Source organism: Hadarchaeum sp. (SeqCode), from assembly GCF_038871235.1.
In the GTDB taxonomy this organism is placed as follows: Archaea; Hadarchaeota; Hadarchaeia; order Hadarchaeales; family Hadarchaeaceae; genus Hadarchaeum.
Map to the genome: position 1 here is coordinate 43479 of NZ_JAVZIN010000010.1, position 17335 is coordinate 60813.

Genomic DNA, 17335 nt, shown 5'->3' on the forward strand with positions numbered 1-17335 from the left:
TGAAGGTTTATTTTAAGAGATTGTCCCTGTTGGTCCTCTTAATTTCAGTGAGGCCGTCTTTATCCCCAAGAGTTTCAAAGCCATGCCTCTGATACCAATTAACCCGCTCTTTGAAGACGCTGGCGAATAGATCTCGTCCGCTGAAGTCTTCTATCACTCGTCTGAGCAGTGCGGTCCCGATCCCCAGCCCTCTGTGGGAACTTCCCACGTTTATCTCCTTAAGGTAAACAAAGTCCCTTTTTTCTACCACGACTGCAAAGCCCACGACTGAGCAGCCATAGTCGTCCCAGCACTCATATCGGTGCACGCCATTTTCCATCGTATGTTCTATCTGCATAGGGGTCAAGGCACTTAGGCGGCAATATATAAAAAGTTATTCTTGGTTGAGCCTGTCGGCGTTGTAACACCGGATCCGCTAGCGCCAAGAGCTAGGCCCGCCCGCGCTTGTCCCAGCGCAATTTCTTTTCCCCCGCTCGAGGATTCACCTTTTCGCTCCCGAACGTAGATTGAAAGTTAGCGATTTTCGAGTTTACGAAATAATGATGCTAAAAATAACTTTAATTCAGAAAAGAAGGAAAAGGTCCCTAAAGCTCAACATCTAGCCCCAACTTCTCGCAAAGTTCCTTGTAGCGATTCCTCACTGTGACTTCAGTAACCCTCGCCACGTCTGCCACGTCCCGTTGCGTCCTGCGCTCGCCCATCAGCACGCTCGCGATATAGATGGCCGCGGCCGCAACTCCCGTCGGACCCCGGCCGGAGGTTAATCCTTTCTTTTGCGCTTCCTTGAGCAGTTCTATAGCCTTTGACTGCACTGCCCCGCTCAAGCCTAGGTCTGATCCGAACCTCGGGATGTAGTCGATGGGGCTGGTCGGTCTCAGATGGATGAGGAGCTCACGGGCGATGAAGCGGTAGCTCCTCCCGATCTCCTTCTTGCTGACGCGCGAAACCTCGGCGATCTCATCCAGCGTTCTGGGAACTTTGCTTTCGCGGCAGGCCGCATAAAGCGCCGCCGCCGCAACCCCTTCGATAGACCGTCCGCGGATCAACCTCTCTTCCACAGCTTTTCTGTAGATGAGGGCAGCTGCTTCCCTCACGTTTCTTGGCAGGTTGAGATGAGAAGCCATGCGGTCAATTTCTGAGAGAGCAAAAGCTAGGTTTCTCTCGGTGGCGTCAGAGACCCTGATTCTCCTTTGCCATTTCCTTAGCCGATAAATTTGGGCCCGGCGCTTCGGCGTCAAGTCCTTTCCATGGGAGTCCCGGTCTCGCCAGTCAATCATCGTCGACAGCCCCTTGTCGTGGATCGTCAGCGTCATTGGTGCCCCAACCCTGCCCCGACGCTCTCTCTGTTCTTGGTCAAAAGCGCGCCACTCCGGACCCATATCCATAATCTTGGCATGAATGACATAGCCGCAGCTGGCGCAGACCAGCTCCGCTCGCTCGTAGTCGCGCACCAGCTTAGTGCTTCCGCACTCGGGGCACTTTTTCTGACTTTCCACCTTTTGCATGCGGCTCCCCCACATATACTTCTGTACCGACCAGCCGATTGAGTTCAGACTTTATCTCTGAGGCTGGTTTTATAGTGAAGTATGGTGATCTCACCGGCCCGAAGATGTCGACCACGTTGCCTATCCTCCTTTTTGAGGAGTCTAGGACGATCTGGCCCATTTTTGGGGCTTGGTCACCACGGGCAATTAGTCCCCTAGGTCTGATGTGCAGTATCTTGGCAGTTAGGACCAAAATTATCCCTCAAAAACCTTTTAAGTAGTCAAATTATCCTATATATAAACTTTTCGTAATGTTTTTATTTTGATTTTTTTACCCCACGTAGCTGGGTCTTTCCCGGTCCTCCTTATGGGGTGGCTGCAGGCTGGGCATTGGTATCGGCGGCGGAATGTTCAAAGATCTTGAAACCACGGTGGCTTCGACCAGCGAGGTGTTGGTTATCGCCTGTAACAAGAGTTGCGGAGGAGGCAGTTGTTTTTTGTAATCTTCATAAATTTTTTCGACTTCCGCGGGTTCGGCCAGAATAAGTGCTTGCCCCTTGATGTTTATCTGGGCCAGTGGGGGGCTATAGACAATGGTGACAACAAATGGCGCCGCTAGCCTATCTTCTTTTCTCTCCAGCCCAATGATATTTACATTAGTTGAGATGTGAACGCCAGCCGGAGCTGGTTTTTCCTGCTCCCAGAACCTCTCCGCTGAAATGTAGTTGATGCTCACTCGGACTTGCAATCACTTCACCAGTTTAAAAATTGCCTTTTTTACTATAAATCACCGCTGTTTTTGCCAGCGATTTCTCTGATCAGGGGCTTTGCTAGGTGCCTGCGGGCGCGAGGAGGAACTTCAAACTTTCCGGCACCTATTGCCCTTTCCACTCTTATTGTTTTTGCTGAACTTGCCGGAAGCTTTGTTTTGCACCGTTTGCAGGAGTACCCTTTATTTTTACCCTCCGACTTCATCCTTTTGCCGCAGCTCGGGCACCTTGGATTTTCCTTCCTAAAAAGTGGGGCTGCTTCTAACACCTCGACTTTTTCCAGATTTATCGTTAGGGGCAGCTCGGGTTTTTCCTTTATGCCGCCGTAGACTCTTAGCCGATCTCCAATGATAAATTTTCTTACTTTGTCGCGAAACTGTCGCGTCGGCTCATAGGCAGCGCAATCTATTTCCCCAGTTTCGTCCTTCAACCTGAAAATCACATGACCACCAGGGATGGTTCGTGGAGCTTTGGATACAACGCCTTCAACGATAACAGACCAGTTTGGCTTGGCGTCAGCTATTTTTACCTTTCTCAGATGCTCATCGGTGCCTTGGTTGGTTTTATAGATAATTATCTGTTCAATCGGTTCCAACGCCCTAACCATTTTGCTGGCTTTTTTCACTGCTTGTGGTGTTTCACCCCGGATCCCGTAAAGTATTGGACATGGTGTATGTGGAGTGATCCTGATTTCACCCGTGCTTGGATCTAGATTATCAAACGTGCTTGGGTAGGTTTTCCTGTTCATTTCCTCAACGGAAGACCGGTCGATTCTTCTCGGCGTCCCACGATTTTCAGGTATTCGATAGGCAATTAGTTCAAATGTCCAGTCATTTTCAAGGGCGTTTCCGATGGCGGCCAGCGCCCCCACGATACCCCGACCGAGCTTGAACTTGTGGACTTCAGCGCCGACTCTTTTGGCTAGTTCTTCGGCCTCCTCAATAGTGACTACGTCCTGGATGACTTTTTTTGAGAAGAACTTCATTTCCGGCGCAATTCTACTTCCTTGGTAAAAGACGACTCCGGGGTTGGTGGTCTCTACATGTAGTTCGGCCAGTTCCTCCACCGTTCTGAGAACGATTTCTTTGATGGTGGGAATTTGGTCCCTTTTTGCCGATATGGTAAAAGCGATGGAGCAGTTGCCCCTTGTTTTTATTTTCCAGTTGGGGTTGAGCCTGATCAGCTTTGGGTAGCCCTTTAACCTGAAGCCGAGTTTTTGTAGGCGCCTGATGGCAACTGCACCAACGTAGGTCGTGCACATACCCTGTTTCGAGTCGGTGTCGTCAATGCCGATGTGAAGGAGCACCATTTTCCCACCATAATTGCTATTTATTATCAAATAGACTGTTTGGCCCCGATTAATCGAATCGGTTTAATTTGTTCAGGAGGTAAAACCTTATTGACATCGTTGATAAGGGAATTTGGTAACATGCCGACCAATCCATGGGGACAGTTCAAAGGTGATGTGATTCGGGCGCTGGGGGAAGCTATTTCTCGGCTAGGTTGGCAGGTATCAGCTCCGCTTGATGCCACGCTTGAGGAGCCGCCGGACCTAAAACTGGGTGACATTGCGACTAGGGTTTGCTTCGAGCTGGCTAAGTCGTACCGCAGGCCTCCCGCGGAGCTAGCAGCAGAGTTGGGTGGGGAAATAAGGCCTGAGGGATTGGTCGAAAGGATAGAGGTCGCGGGTAATTATGTTAACTTTTTTGTTGACGTTTCACAGCTGGCCGAACTCACCCTGCAAAGCATTGAAAAGTATGACTGCAGCTATGGTTTCTCTGACGTCGGCCGGGGCAAGAAGGTGCTGATAGAGCACACCAGCGTGAACCCAACCAAGCCACTTCACATAGGTCATGGCAGAAACGCCGTTATCGGAGATACCATGGCAAGACTGTTGCGGGCGCTGGGTTATCAGGTCGAGGTTCACAACTATATAGATGACATGGGTAGGCAGGTTGCTGAAACTCTTTTAGCCTATCGTCTCATCAAGGAGAAACCCAAGGCCAAGTTCGATCACATGCTTGGGCTGATCTACTCTGACATGCACGGACGGATTGAACGAGAGCCAGGGCTTGAGGAGGAGGTGCGCAGAATACTGGCTCGGCTTGAGCAGGGGGCCGGCGTTGACCCCAAGCAGGCGAGGCGTCTTTCGGAGAAATGTGTAAAGGCTAACCTTGAAACCACCGATCGATTGGGTATAAGCTATGATGTGCTGGTTTGGGAAAGCGACTTGGTCAGGTCAGGAATTTTGAACGAGACCCTGCAGAGACTAAAGGGCACCAAATACTTGGTAGAGGGAGCCGGGGAGTACTCTGGTGCCCTAGTGCTGAAGCTTTCCGACTTTGGCCTTGAGGATAAAGTGCTGGTTCGATCAGATGGAACGGCTGTCTACACAATGAGAGATATAGCCTACCAACTCTGGAAGTTCGGGAAAACCAAGGCTGGGTTGAAATTTAAGTTGCATTCCAAGCGCCCCGATGGGACCAAGACTTATACAACCTCTTTGCGCGGTAGAAAAAATACAAGGTTTGGTCGGGCGGATATGGTCATTAACGTGGTCGGTGCCGAGCAGAGATTTCCCCAGCAAGTAGTCTTTAATTCACTAAGGGCACTTGGTCTTGAGAAGGAGTATGAGAACTCTTACCATCTCGCTTACGAACACGTTTGGTTGCCAAGTGGAAGATTCTCCGGAAGAAAGGGCACATGGATTGGTTTTACCGTTGATGACGTCGTCGAGGAAGCGGTGGCGAGATCACGAGCGGTGGTCGAGGAACACGCCCCCAGCGCCAGTGAGAGTTTCAAGCGCCGGGCAGCTGAATTTGTCGGCGTGGGCGCGGTAAGATATTCTTTGATCAGCACCTCTCCGGAAAAAAGGATAACTTTCAAGTGGGAGGAGGCCCTTAGCTTTGAGAGGAATAGTGGCCCGGCAGTGCAGTATTCCCATGCTAGGGCTTGCAGCATCCTCCGCAAGGCCAAGAGCTTTGAATTTAAACCCGTTAATAGCGCTTTTAAGCTGCCACAGGAGCAAAAGCTGGTCAGGCTCCTAGCTAAATTTCCTGAGGTTATATTGGAAGCTGGTATAAGAAGGCAGCCACATCTGCCCGCCTTGTATGCGGCGGAACTTGCCTTGGCATTTAATACTTTTTATGAGGTGGCACCGGTTATCGATGCCGAAACCCCTGAACTGCGAAACGCCCGCCTGCGATTGGTCAATGGTGTCCGTGTGGTTCTCAGGAATGTTCTCGAGCTGATGGGAATAAAGGCGCCTGAAAGGATGTGAAAGGTTAATCGGGTTTGATGAGCTCTCCCTTGAGATCACCAGTTTTCAGACGGTTGTACCATTCCTTAGTAAGTGGTTCCTTTTCGTGGAGCTCTTTGCGCCTCGCCTCCAGAAGTTCTGGTTCCAAGCCCAGTAGCTCCGAAGCTGTCAGAAGGCGGTGTCTTTTTTTCTCCGCTTCCCTGAAAACAGGACCGAGAAACTCCCGGTAATCAAGTGACCTTAACAGATGATGGTCAATGACGTTTAGCGGTACTTCTCTTACCATTTTCATCATGTTGCTCTTTGCCGACTCTAAGCTGGGCCCGTCGATTTTGTAGCCGGCGAGATAAATGGGTGGCCCACCGACTATCACCACTTGAGGCCTTTCGCTCAGGATCATCTGGAGAGTTTCACTGTCGACGGGCCCCTGAACATCGGAGGCATGGACGAGCGTACATCCATGGGTTTTGACCGTTAGCATCAGCAGGTAGCCCAGCCCGGTTCCGGGGGAGCCGTGAGCCACCGGTCTGGAAAACTTTAGCACAGTTTGGCCGAAGGTGAATTTTTTTCCATCGGCGATTTTTATCTCCTTGGCTATTTTTGCGTTCAGCTTCTGAAAAATGTAGCCGCGCTTGCGCTGGCTGGCATTGATATCAGCGTTGATATCCTTTGCTAGGATGACTTTGCCGCGGTAGAGGTTTGCCGCGATTTCAGGTGAACTCCAGATCCAGACCCAATCCTCGAAATTGGGAACATAATGGTCAAAGTGATAGTGGCTTATGGTGAGCAGTTCGGACTTTCGGGCTGCCTCTAAGATAGCAAGCCGAGACCGTGCTAAGGCCACGTATTCCCGTTCGTGCGGACTTAGGTGGAATCTCGGACCAAGGGCGGAACCGGGGTCGATGATCATTTTCACATCGTCGGTTTCTACAAAAGTTGCCATGCCCCTTACACCGAGGCTTTCAAACGCCAGTGGGAGAACTCGGATTTCGCCATTACCTATGGGTATGGGGTCTTTTATTTAACCACCCTGCTGCGATTCAACTTTAATTTCATCTAGTCGTCGAGGTTAATCTTTATTCTCTATTGAAATTTTAACGCTTAAATTCAATGGAACTAAAGGAATTATTATGCCCACGCGCTTGAAGCATCTCAGCCGCCCAAAGCTGAAGCAGCCGGTCTTGGTGGCGGGTCTACCAGGCATAGCTAATGTGGGTAAGCTTGCTCTCGAGTACTTGGTGCAAAAATTATCGGCGGAAAAGTTCTTGGAACTCTATTCAGATTATTTTCCCGAATGGGTGATTCAGGAGGAGGGCCGGGTTAGTCCCTTAAAGGTAGACTTTTTTCACTGCCGCCCCGAGGGAATGAAACAAGACCTGATTTTGGTAACCTCCGACGCCCAGGCGGCGACTCCACTGGGACAATATGCGCTGACGGGAGAACTGCTGGATGTTGCCGTTCGACATGGAGTTAAGTTGGTTGGGACAATGGCTGCCTATGTGGTCTCACCTGAAGAGAGACGCAGCTATGGGGTGGTCGGAGCGGCCTCGGATGTCGATCTGGCCAAGGCGCTGAGCGAAAGTGGAGTCAAGCTGTTGAACAGCGGCGTTATTGTGGGTATGAATGGGATGCTTCCGGTGATGGCAACCCGGCGAGGATTGAGGGGATTTTGCCTACTCGGTGTCACTGAGGGTGGGGTTCTGGACGCAGGTGCTTCAGCAGCGGTTCTGAGGTCGTTGGCCGCGGTGCTGAACTTTAAGTTGGAGCTAAAAGATTTAGAACAGCAGGCGAGGAAACTAGCCAAGCTGATTCCACCGCCACCCGTTTCCGAGATAGGTGGTGTCGCTGAGGAAGAGCCCAGTTACATTCGTTGATTAAATTTCAGTAAAACTCCTCACCCTGTCAGCGTCTAGCTCTTTGACGATCTCGATGGTTAACTTGACCGCGTTTTCCACATCTTCCAAGCACAGGTAGCCCACATGGGTGTGGATGTGCCTAGTGGGAACGCTGATGACGGCGGTGGGGCATCCGGCTCTATCAAGATGTATGCTGCCCGCATCGGTGCCACCGCCCGTGGACTGCGAGAGCTGGAGTGGTATCTTCTTTCTCTCCGCTAGCTCAATGATGAAGTTCTTCAATGGTTGATTCGGGATCATTGACCTGTCGTAGGTGAGCAGGGAGGGCCCTTTTCCCAGCTTGGTTGGGGCTTGGTGCGGCTGGATTCCAGGCACATCCCCTGCGATATCAACCTCCAACACAATTCCCACGTCTGGGTCGACCACGTGAGCGGAGGTCTTGGCTCCTCTTAGACCCACCTCCTCCTGCACGGTTGCGGCCGCATAAATGGTGTTGGGGTGTTTGATTCCTTGTTCCCTGATTCTTCTGACTGTCTCGGCCATCACAAAGACACCGATCCTGTCGTCGAATCCCTTACCCGAGGCAAATTTACCATCCTTGAATAATGAGAAGGGAGACCAAGGAGTAACTGGGTCGCCAATCCTCACCCCCATTTTAACTGCTTCATCCATGGAGCAGGCCCCAACGTCGATGTACATATCCTCCTTTTTCACCACCGCTTTCCTTTCCTCCTCAGTTAGAACATGGGGGGGCTTTGAGGAAATGACGCCAGGCAGGTCTCCTTTTTTCGTCCTGACGATTACCCGCTGTGAGAGCAGCACCTGATCCCACCAGCCGCCCAGCGGACCGAACTTGAGAAAACCTGTTTTTTCATCAATTCCAGTGACCACAAAGCCGACTTCATCAAGGTGTCCTGCCATCAGAATCCGCGGTCGCTGTGATTTTCCCCTAGCCACAAAGATGATCGAGCCCAGCTTGTCGGAGATAATTTCGCTTGAGTAGGGCTTCAAATATTCTTTAACAATTTTTGCCGGTTCCGCCTCAAATCCAGACGGACCGAAGGATTCCATTAACTCCTTCATGAATTTCATCGCTTTTTTATCGAACATGCTACTCCGTTTACCATTCTAGACTCTTTCATAAAAACTTGTCTTTTAAGCAACGGGGCCGGTGCTAGATAAAAATAAATAGTGGTTTTTTGATAGGTTAGGTAGTGTTTGTTATGACTACGATTGGCGATAGCAGGGTTATCAAAACAGTTTGTCGGATCTGTTCTGGTGAATGTGGTTTGGATGTTTACGTCCATGACGGTAAAATTGTCAAGGTGGAGGGGATGAAGGAGCATCCGATTAACCGGGGCGAAATTTGTCCCAAAGCGGAAGCAGCGATTGATTATGTTTATTCTCCAGATCGTCTCAAGTATCCTCTGAAGAGGGATGGCGATTCTTGGAAAAGAATTTCTTGGGATGAGGCGCTGACTACCATTGCCCAGGAGCTGACTAGAATTAAGAAGGAGTACGGGAGCAGGGCTCTGGCAGTCTATCTGGGGCAGGGGATAGATTATTATGAAAATAAGTGGTATGCGCGCAGGTTCTGTGATGTTTACGGTACTCCGGGCTATTACTCAGTCGACAGCATGTGTTATCGGGCTAGAGTGATAGCACACAGGCTGACATATGGCGCAATGTCCGTGGCAGATCAAGAGAATTCTAAGTGTATTTTGATGTGGGCTCGTAATGAGTACAACGCCATCTTGCCTCGGGCGAAGAAAGCCCTCAAGGCATTAGAAAACGGTGCCAAATTGATCGTCGTGGATCCGGTTCGAACCTTTTTCGCAAAAAGGGCAGACATCCACCTGAGACCGAGGCCTGGAACCGACTGCGCGCTGGCCCTCGCCATGCTGAATATCATCATCTCCGAAGGCCTTTATGATAAAGAGTTTGTGGAAAGGTGGACGGTCGGTTTTGAAAAGTTGGCCGAACATGTGAAGAAGTACCCGCCTGAAAAGGTTGAGGAGATAACTTGGGTCAAAGCCGATGATATGGTTAAGGCGGCTAGACTCTATGCTTCAACTAAACCCGCCTGCATAAATCAGGGCAATTCCATAGATCTTCAGGCAAACGGAGTCCAAACCTCCCGTGCCCTTGCCATAATGCAAGCGATAACTGGGAACCTTGATGTACCCGGTGGAAACATATACTCTCCGAGGTTGAGATTAACTAATCTGGGTTTTCCGAAAATGGTGAGTGAAAAGCCCTTCGGTGCCGATGAACATCCCATCCAGTACGAGCACACCCGAGAGGGTCAGGCAATGGTCCTGATTGAAAAAGTGATAAGCGGTGATCCCTACCAGATCAGGGCCATGATTGTTTCAGGGGGCAACCCCGCGCTTCAGTTGCCCAATTATAACAAAGTTAAGGCGGCCCTAGAAAAGCTTGACTTCCTCGTCGTGATGGACGTTTTTATGACGGCCACAGCGGAATTCGCCGACATCGTGCTTCCGGCTGCCACATTTTTGGAGAAAACCGAATTACTCGACTTCGGTGCCGTGATGGGAATTCCTTATGTTATGTTGAGAAAAAAAGTGGTGGAGCCCATTGGTGAAGCTTGGCCGGACTGGAAGTTTTGGTTTGAGCTGGGCAAGAGAATGGGTTACGGTGAATATTTCCCATGGAACGACGTTCGGGAAGCCATTGATGTTCTGTTAAAGCCAACAGGTTATTCAGCTAAGATTCTTGAGGAACTGCCCGGTGGCTTTTACTACGATTATCCTCGATATCGTAAGTATTTGGATGATGGCTTTTTGACCCCGTCTAAAAAGGTAGAGTTGTATTCTGAGACCCTTGAGAAGTATGGTTATGATCCATTGCCCACTTATGTCGAGCCTAATGAGAGCCCGGTAAGTACTCCTGAGCTGGCTGAGGAATATCCGCTAATTTTGACTACCGGAGCGAGAGTTCTGGAGTATACTCACTCCCAGTTGAGAAATATACCTCAGTTGCGAGAGAAGGTTCCTCACCCCTCGGCTGAAATTCATCCAGAAACTGCAAAAAGATATGGCATCGCGGATGGTGAGATGATAGTGGTCAAGACAAAGAGAGGAAGTGTTAAGATAAAGGCAAAGGTCACAGAAGATATGCACCCCAGGGTTGTTCACGTTCAGCACGGATGGAAGGAGGCCAACGCCAACGTTTTAACTGATGAAGCGAACCGGGACCCAATCTCTGGATTTCCAGCGATTAAGTCCTTATTGTGCTCAATCGAGCGATTAGGCAGATGAAGTTTTGACCCCGAATGGCCGATAAAAAATATAGGGATACAACTGAAAATTCAAAAAAAGAAAAAAGGTAATGATTTAGCCAGTTGTCAAGGTTTATGAAACTATCTGAGGTTCTGGCCACCAAGTTATCTGATCCAACCCAAAGTCCCAAATGCCAATCTGCGCCCATTTGTATGTACCATCTGATTTTACAACTTGGAATAATCCGTAGTTACTGCCCTCCCTGTCACCGGCTTCATCAAAAGGCGACCAGCCCGTGACGCCGGTGTAGTTGGAGACAACCCAGGGTAACTGGGCTTTAACTGCGTCGGCGTCGTACATTTTTGCGCTGTTCATTGCCAATGCCAGAATCCAGACAGCATCATAGCCATTTAGCCCATAGATATCGGCTTCCCTGCCCAGTTTAGCTTTTATCTGCGCTTGAACCTTGTATAATTTCGGGTTCGGAGTTGGGATTAAGCAACCGTAGACGCCTTTTTCTGATATTGTTTCAGCTGTATCGGTTTCCAATGCCCAGTCCGTTAAAACTAGACCGCCGACACCCACCCAGTGTACTCCCCAACTTGTCGGGTTATATGCTTTTAGCGTGGAAAAGATCGCCTTGCCCTCTTCAAAGCAGTGTATGTAAACACTTACTTTGTCGGCTCCATAAGTAGATATGGCGGTGTTGACTCTGGAAGCAAAGGCAGCGGCTTCAGAGCTGAATTCAGTGGCGTTGGGGTCGTATCTTACTCCCTCATCCACAGTAATTCCTAGCTTGGAACAGTAATCCCTTACATAGGACATCATTGAGTCTCCAAAAGTATCGCCGCGCCACATCGGTACTAAGTATTTCGTTCCTAAATCATGGGCGATTCGCGCAAAGCATTTGCCCTCAATTTTTGTAGTCGGCATGAGTCGATAGGTATAATCGTCTGGTATAGCTAAATCTGCCGCGTTCGATCCATAAGCAAGGAGAAGAATTTTGTTGGAATTGGAATAAGATATAGATGCCCTTAGGTCTGCGCTAGTTCCCCAACCGCCAACGATGGTAATGCCTCTAGCGTGTAAGCTCTTTAGCTTCTCCAGGGCAATGTCAGGCTTTGTTTCTGAGTCTTCATAAACTATGCTCATTGTCCAGCCAGCGTTGGTTTCGCTTAAATATTGGTTTACCTCGCTTAGCGCGACATCCGCAGCTGTTCTGGCCGCTTCTCCCCAGAAGGCGTTGCCACCGGTTAGACCGTCCACCCAGCCTATCTTCACTTCACCGGAGAGACCTGCGGGTGCACCTGGAGTTGCGGTAACGGTTCTGGTTGTCGTTACCGTCGCCGTGGCCCCTGGAGCAGTAGTCACCTCTGCGGGTTTGGCTACCCAACCGGCACCGATCCCAACAATAAGACCTACTACGAGCGCTATAGTGGCCATTACTAGCGGTTTCGTATTATCTACCCCCCCTGTTGTTTGTTTTTTGGCGTATTAAATGTTTTGTTCTCTAAGGGCAAAAATTAGATGTTAAAAATTACTTCTATTCCTCTAGCCACCCAGCCGAGCGGTAAGACGTGATTTAAAGGTTCCTCACCAATAGAACAGCTTCGTCAGGCCACCTGAATCACGCTCGAGCCTGAGGTGTCTCAAAATTCGCTTCCTAGAAAAATTGTGCATGAAGTTGTACAGTTAAATTAGTCTCTTAACTCTAGCTTCTTGAGACCACGCATGGAGCAGACCTTCGGCGAATTTGTTATGTATATAAATTGTTGTATCTTAAGAAAAAAGGGGGGGCGTTTGTTTAGACCTGTAGATAAGATAAGAGAAGCGATGTCAACATTTGATCAAGAGAAGTTAATCGAGGTCGCAAAGGGAAGCTTGAAAAATGGCTTTCACCCGTTGGAGATTATAAATGCGATCACTGTTGTTCTTCGGGAAATGGGTGAAAAGTATGAGAAAGGTGAAATTTTTATCCCGCATTTAGTGACAGCCGGAGAGGCTGCAAAGTATGTGATTTCGGAGCTTCTAGAACCATTGCTTAAGGATAAGGCGGAGAGAAAGACCCTAGGACGCGTTGTTATCGGCACCGTAGCCGGTGATATTCATGATATAGGTAAAAGCCTGGTTGCGTTGATGCTTTTCTCCGCGGGATTTGAGGTAATCGACTTGGGAAAAGATGTCCCAATCGAGGAGTTTGTTAATGCTGTTAAAAAATATAGCCCAAGCATTGTCGGCATGTCTGCCTTGATAACCACAACGCGACCTATGCAAAGGGAAGTAATCGAAGCCCTTAAGAAACAGAACTTAAGGCACAAAGTGATGGTAATGGTGGGTGGTGCGCCAGTTTCGGCTGAGTGGGCTGAGGAAATAGGCGCGGATGGTTATGCTGAAAATGCCATTGAGGCCGTTAATGTTGCTAAAAGACTTATGGGGGGTTAAAAAATGAGTTTAAAAAGCGGACAGTTGCGATTTCTCACCAGCGATGAGCTTTACGAAATTCATATGGCTTCTTTGGAAATACTTGGACAAGTTGGTGTGAAGTTCCTATCACAGAAGGCGCTGCAGATACTGGAAGGGGCTGGAGCGCAAGTTGATTTTAAGGAAGAAGTGGCTAGGATTCCGGAATATCTTGTAAAGGAGGCAATAAGAAAAGCACCGAGCAGTTGCACGGTGTATGGGAGAGACTTTAAGCACAAAATGAAGCTGGGAGATGATCAAGTTTACTTCGGCATGGCTGGCTGGCTGCCTTATGTTTTAGATCTGGAAACTGGCAAGCGCAGGGAGGGTACTTTAGCCGATGTAGAACAGTTTTTTAAACTTGGTGATTATTCAAAAAACATACATTTTTTGGATTGGGCTGTTTGGCCAAAGGACATACCAGAGTCTGTGGTTCATGCCTATGGTTTATTTATGGGATTTAAAAACACTACAAAACCTCTGGATGGATATATTCACGGTGAGTCACCTGCTGAAGATAACATAAGAATGGCTTCTATCGTTGCTGGAGGTGAGGAAGAACTCAGGAAAAGACCGTTGCTTTTGAGCATAGAAAACCCCACCAGCCCATTACAACATTCTAAAGAAATGATAGAGGGGCTTATGGTGTATACTAAATATGGGCAGCCCCTCGTCATCGCTCCAGAGGCTCAATCAGGAGCTACAGCACCTGTCTCGTTAGCGGGGCTTTTGGTGCAGCAAAATGTTGAGATTTTAAGTGGGATTGTTTTGGCTGAGCTTGTTAACCCCAGTACTCCGATGATTTACGGGACCGTTTCAACCATCGCAGATATGAAAACCGGCAACATTGCCCTCGGAGCGGTAGAAGCTGGATTAATTAATGCGGCCACAGCCCAATTGGCGCATTACTATAATCTCCCTAGCCGAGGAACAGCTGGTACCACAGACTCAAAAATACCAGATGTTCAAGCAGGTTTGGAAAAGTCGATGACATTAATTATGGCAGCCTTGTCAGGAATTGACTTTATCTACTCGTTTGCAGGCACACTAGAGTCAACGCTAACAATGAGTTACGAACAATTTCTCATCGATGACGAATTGGCTGGGATGGTGGCTCGAGCTGTTAGAGGCGTTAGAGTTGACGATGAGATGCTTGCCGTTGATGTGATAAAGAAGGTAGGGCCTGGTCACCATTACCTAACTCAAAAACACACCATAGAAAACTTTATGAAAGAACATTACATCCCCAAGATTATTAATAGGGAAAAAAGGGAAACTTGGGAAAAATTAGGTGCGAAGGACCTCAGAGAGATAGCCCGCAATGAAGTCAAAAAGATTTTGAAAGAGCACCAACCAGAGCCTCTAGATTCAGATGTGGAAATGGAATTAAAGAAAATCCTGGAGGAAATAGAAAAAAGATCACGTGGTAATATCTGATATTTAAGATATTTTTTCCCTTGATAAGCAATGGATTCGTGGAATTTGTTTTGATTGCATCTATTTTTTTAGAATAATTAACCTTTTATTTCGAAGTTTCAGTAGTGATACGGAGGAAAATATGCCGGTTCCACCTTGGAGAATAAATGAGGTTCTGGAAAGGGCTGAAACCGGACCCATTTGCATGGAAAGGGATTTTGACACAAAGATTCTCTTCACCAATCTTAAGCGGGTGATAAAAGAACATGAGATTAAGTTTGATCCGGAAACAATTATACCTACGGACGAAACGCTTGCCGACGATGTTTGGGAAGCAGCTCTAGATCTTTATCTTACTGTTGGGACGCTTTGTATAAACACCCACAGGCGGATTCTATTTACTGAGCGGGAGATCAAGGAAGCCATGAAGGCCTTCCCAGGCGAGATAACGGTTGGCTATGGTAAAGATGCGCGAAAGATGTCCCACCGAAAAGTTGAGGATAGGAAGAGGCCTTTCTGTTTGTTTAGCCCCGATATCACCTACGATGAGGACCTCTTTGTCCCGGTGGCCATGGCCTATCTTCAGGAACCTCTTGCTGATGGTGTTTGTGGCCCGTTGCTGGATGAAATCGAGGGCACGGATATCAAGGCCAACGCCCCCTCCGATATCCGAGGTTCGGTCGCTCATGCGCTGATGTTCCGCGAGGCGGCCAGAAGGGTGGGCAGACCAGGCATCTTTTTACAAGGAGTTGGCACGGCTGAGGCCGATACTGCACAGATTGCTGTGAGCAACCAAGAGTGGGGAGAAAGGTTAACCGACGGTAGATTTGTTCCCACAATAACTGAGCTGAAAATAGACTATTCTGCTCTAAACCGGATGATCCATTATCATCAATATGGCTGTTTTGTTGGATGTCTCTTTGGACCACTTTACGGGGGCTACTGTGGCGGAGCCGAGGGCACGGCCGTGGTCGGCGTGGCATCACATATCCAAGCAATGATGGTCGCTCAAGCACATTACTCGAACTATTTCCCAATGCATCTGATGCACTCTTTCAACACCTCTCGGGAATTACTCTGGGCGATCAGCGTCACTTACCAGACGCTGGCGAAGCATACCCCGTTTATCTCAACCTCAAATGGTTTTGCCGCTGCTGGCCCAGCAACGCCGATGGTGCTCTACGAAGCGGCAGCGCACGGTTTGACTAGCTCGGTTTCAGGCGGAAATCTATGGGAGATGGCTGTGGCAAGAAACAAGCACAAAAACCGCGCCACTCCAATGGAGGGCAGAATGGCCTGTGAGATAGGCTGCGCAGCCGCGGATCAGGGATTCAAGCGAGAAGATGCCAATGATATTGTGAAGGAAATAGTCAAGAAGTACGAGGCCGACCTGACCAACGCCCCGTTGGGTAAGACTTTCCGTGAGTGCTACGATGTCAGAAAAGTGAGACCTAAAGAGGACTATGTGAAACTATTTGAAGAAATTAAAAAAGAATTAATTCAACTTGGGGTGCCCTTCCTTTACTGAGCACCTGTTTTAGCCTTCAGTAGACCACTACAGGCTCTGGTAACCACGAAATTTCTTCGGTGCCGAAGTCCCACATGCCGACTTGGACCCACTTCCACTCGCCACCTATCTGCATTACCTTGTAGAGTCCAAAGTTACGCCCTGACCTGTCGCCGTACTCGTTCAGCGGTGACCAGCCTCCGACTCCCTGGTAGACATCGAAGACCATAGGTAGCTGAGCCCTGACAGCATCGGGATCGTATTTATCCGCGGCCATGAGCGCCAGCGCCAGAGTCCAAACGCAATCGTAACCGTTAAGTCCATAAAGGTCTGCTGTTCTCCCCAGTCGCTTCTGCACCTCAGCCTGTATCTGCTGCATCTTTCCGCTTGGAGTTGGCATTTTTGCTGGGAAGATGCAGTCCGTCGTTGAAACCATTTCCGCAATGGTCGTGGAGCCTACCACCCAGTCACAAAGGCTTGGCCCGTCGTTTGTCAACCACTTGATTCCCCAAGCCGCAGGGTTGTATGCTGCCAGCGCTTCATAGATTGCTTTGCCCTCCTCAAAGCAGACGATGAACCAGCCTACCTTATTCGCCCCATATCTGGATTTGGCGCTGCTAACGGCTGAGTTAAGCGCGCTGGCTTCGGCGCTGAACTCCGTCGCGTCAGGGTTGTATCTTATTCCTTCATCTACCGAAATTCCAGCACCTGCAGCAGCGGTTCTGGTTGCATTAACTACGCTGTCACCCCAAGCGTCACCTCTCCAAAGTGGAATCAGATAGGTAACGCCCAGATACTTTGCGAGGCTGATTAGCATTTTTCCTTCCTGAGCACTGGTCGGCATTAGTCGGTATACGTAGTCGTTAGCCACGGCTAAGTCGATAGCAGTAGATCCGTAGGATAGAAGAAGGATTTTGTTAGCGTTGGCATATGACATGGAGGCTCTGAGGTCTCCACTGGTTCCCCAGCCGCTCACGATGGTAATACCTCTAGCGTGTAAGCTCTTCAGCTTCTCTAAGGCAATGTCAGGCTTTGTTTCTGAATCCTCGACTACTAAGGACATTGTCCAGCCAGCGTTTGTATCCTTTAAGTGCTTGTTTACTTCCTCAAGAGCTATCTCCGCGGTGGTCATGGCCTGTTCTCCCCAGAAGGCGTTGCCGCCCGTTAGACCGTCTACCCAGCCTATCTTCACTTCACCGGAGAGACCTGCGGGCGCACCTGGAGTTGCGGTAACGGTTCTGGTTGTCGTTACCGTCGCCGTGGCCCCTGGAGCAGTAGTCACCTCTGCGGGTTTGGCTACCCAACCGGCACCGATCCCAACAATAAGACCTACTACGAGCG

The 17335-nt window shown here is 49.2% G+C and carries 15 protein-coding genes; 6 read left to right on the forward strand and 9 right to left on the reverse strand.

All coding sequences use genetic code 11. The features are described 5' to 3' along the window. Positions 1–7 precede the first annotated feature (7 nt). From QXT02_RS05675 to QXT02_RS05695, 5 genes are all read right to left on the reverse strand, one after another. Positions 8–337 carry a GNAT family N-acetyltransferase gene (locus QXT02_RS05675; protein ID WP_342812451.1) on the reverse strand — a complete coding sequence of 110 codons (330 nt, stop codon included), beginning with the start codon at positions 335–337 and terminating at the stop codon, positions 8–10. A 247-nt stretch (positions 338–584) separates the two neighbouring features. Next, entirely contained in the window at positions 585–1505 is a 921-nt protein-coding gene (locus tag QXT02_RS05680; protein WP_342812452.1) for a transcription initiation factor IIB, read from the reverse strand. Then, the gene (locus tag QXT02_RS05685; RefSeq protein WP_342812453.1) at positions 1456–1737 is read right to left on the reverse strand and encodes a Gar1/Naf1 family protein; all 282 of its coding nucleotides are present in this window, start codon (positions 1735–1737) and stop codon (positions 1456–1458) included. Before QXT02_RS05685 ends, QXT02_RS05680 begins: the two co-directional genes overlap by 50 nt. 78 nt (positions 1738–1815) lie before the next feature. Continuing rightward, positions 1816–2232, reverse strand: a complete 417-nt coding sequence (locus QXT02_RS05690; RefSeq protein ID WP_342812454.1) for a hypothetical protein — start codon at positions 2230–2232, stop codon at positions 1816–1818. A 32-nt stretch (positions 2233–2264) separates the two neighbouring features. Continuing rightward, positions 2265–3563 (reverse strand): tRNA(Ile)(2)-agmatinylcytidine synthase, encoded by a 1299-nt coding sequence (locus QXT02_RS05695; RefSeq protein WP_342812456.1) that lies wholly within the window; start codon positions 3561–3563, stop codon positions 2265–2267. Positions 3564–3662: 99 nt separating this feature from the next. Between QXT02_RS05695 and QXT02_RS05700 the strand changes: the two genes are divergently transcribed. Then, a complete protein-coding gene (locus tag QXT02_RS05700) occupies positions 3663–5534 on the forward strand; it encodes an arginine--tRNA ligase (protein WP_342812457.1) in 1872 nt (623 codons plus the stop codon). 4 nt (positions 5535–5538) lie between these two features. On the opposite strand, the gene QXT02_RS05705 is transcribed toward QXT02_RS05700, so the two are convergent. After that, positions 5539–6456, reverse strand: a complete 918-nt coding sequence (locus QXT02_RS05705) for an MBL fold metallo-hydrolase (RefSeq protein WP_342812458.1) — start codon at positions 6454–6456, stop codon at positions 5539–5541. A 187-nt stretch (positions 6457–6643) separates the two neighbouring features. On the opposite strand from QXT02_RS05705, the gene QXT02_RS05710 reads away from it, so the two are divergent. After that, positions 6644–7387 (forward strand): PAC2 family protein, encoded by a 744-nt coding sequence (locus tag QXT02_RS05710; RefSeq protein WP_342812460.1) that lies wholly within the window; start codon positions 6644–6646, stop codon positions 7385–7387. On the opposite strand, the gene QXT02_RS05715 is transcribed toward QXT02_RS05710, so the two are convergent. Then, positions 7388–8479, reverse strand: coding sequence for a M42 family metallopeptidase (locus QXT02_RS05715; protein ID WP_342812462.1), 1092 nt, complete (start codon positions 8477–8479; stop codon positions 7388–7390). Positions 8480–8592: 113 nt separating this feature from the next. Here QXT02_RS05715 and QXT02_RS05720 point away from each other — a divergent pair, with 113 nt between their 5' ends. Beyond that, positions 8593–10650 (forward strand): molybdopterin-dependent oxidoreductase, encoded by a 2058-nt coding sequence (locus QXT02_RS05720; RefSeq protein WP_342812464.1) that lies wholly within the window; start codon positions 8593–8595, stop codon positions 10648–10650. A 93-nt stretch (positions 10651–10743) separates the two neighbouring features. Here the strand turns inward: QXT02_RS05720 and QXT02_RS05725 are convergent, their stop codons facing one another. Then, positions 10744–12054: an ABC transporter substrate-binding protein gene (locus QXT02_RS05725; RefSeq protein WP_342812465.1), complete on the reverse strand. Its 1311-nt coding sequence runs from the start codon at positions 12052–12054 to the stop codon at positions 10744–10746. Between the two features lie 357 nt (positions 12055–12411). Here QXT02_RS05725 and QXT02_RS05730 point away from each other — a divergent pair, with 357 nt between their 5' ends. The 3 genes from QXT02_RS05730 (at position 12412) to QXT02_RS05740 (ending at position 16015) form a co-directional block, all read left to right on the forward strand. Beyond that, complete coding sequence (locus QXT02_RS05730; RefSeq protein WP_342812466.1) at positions 12412–13053, forward strand: corrinoid protein; 642 nt, start codon at positions 12412–12414, stop codon at positions 13051–13053. Positions 13054–13056: 3 nt separating this feature from the next. Then, positions 13057–14508, forward strand: a complete 1452-nt coding sequence (locus QXT02_RS05735; protein WP_342812467.1) for a trimethylamine methyltransferase family protein — start codon at positions 13057–13059, stop codon at positions 14506–14508. A gap of 121 nt (positions 14509–14629) precedes the next feature. Further along, on the forward strand, positions 14630–16015 hold the full coding sequence (locus QXT02_RS05740) for a monomethylamine:corrinoid methyltransferase (protein WP_342812468.1): 1386 nt from the start codon (positions 14630–14632) through the stop codon (positions 16013–16015). 16 nt (positions 16016–16031) lie between these two features. Here QXT02_RS05740 and QXT02_RS05745 read toward each other — a convergent pair. Then, positions 16032–17335 (reverse strand): ABC transporter substrate-binding protein (locus tag QXT02_RS05745; protein WP_342812469.1); only part of this gene is annotated, 1304 nt, incomplete at its 5' end.

Coding starts and splice junctions, on each gene's coding strand:
- QXT02_RS05705 (WP_342812458.1), bottom strand. CDS start 6,456: ATGGCAACTTTTGTAGAAACCGACGATGTGAAAATGATCATCGACCCC.
- QXT02_RS05715 (WP_342812462.1), bottom strand. CDS start 8,479: ATGTTCGATAAAAAAGCGATGAAATTCATGAAGGAGTTAATGGAATCC.
- QXT02_RS05675 (WP_342812451.1), bottom strand. CDS start 337: ATGCAGATAGAACATACGATGGAAAATGGCGTGCACCGATATGAGTGC.
- QXT02_RS05710 (WP_342812460.1), top strand. CDS start 6,644: ATGCCCACGCGCTTGAAGCATCTCAGCCGCCCAAAGCTGAAGCAGCCG.
- QXT02_RS05740 (WP_342812468.1), top strand. CDS start 14,630: ATGCCGGTTCCACCTTGGAGAATAAATGAGGTTCTGGAAAGGGCTGAA.
- QXT02_RS05725 (WP_342812465.1), bottom strand. CDS start 12,054: ATGGCCACTATAGCGCTCGTAGTAGGTCTTATTGTTGGGATCGGTGCC.
- QXT02_RS05695 (WP_342812456.1), bottom strand. CDS start 3,563: ATGGTGCTCCTTCACATCGGCATTGACGACACCGACTCGAAACAGGGT.
- QXT02_RS05735 (WP_342812467.1), top strand. CDS start 13,057: ATGAGTTTAAAAAGCGGACAGTTGCGATTTCTCACCAGCGATGAGCTT.
- QXT02_RS05720 (WP_342812464.1), top strand. CDS start 8,593: ATGACTACGATTGGCGATAGCAGGGTTATCAAAACAGTTTGTCGGATC.
- QXT02_RS05680 (WP_342812452.1), bottom strand. CDS start 1,505: ATGCAAAAGGTGGAAAGTCAGAAAAAGTGCCCCGAGTGCGGAAGCACT.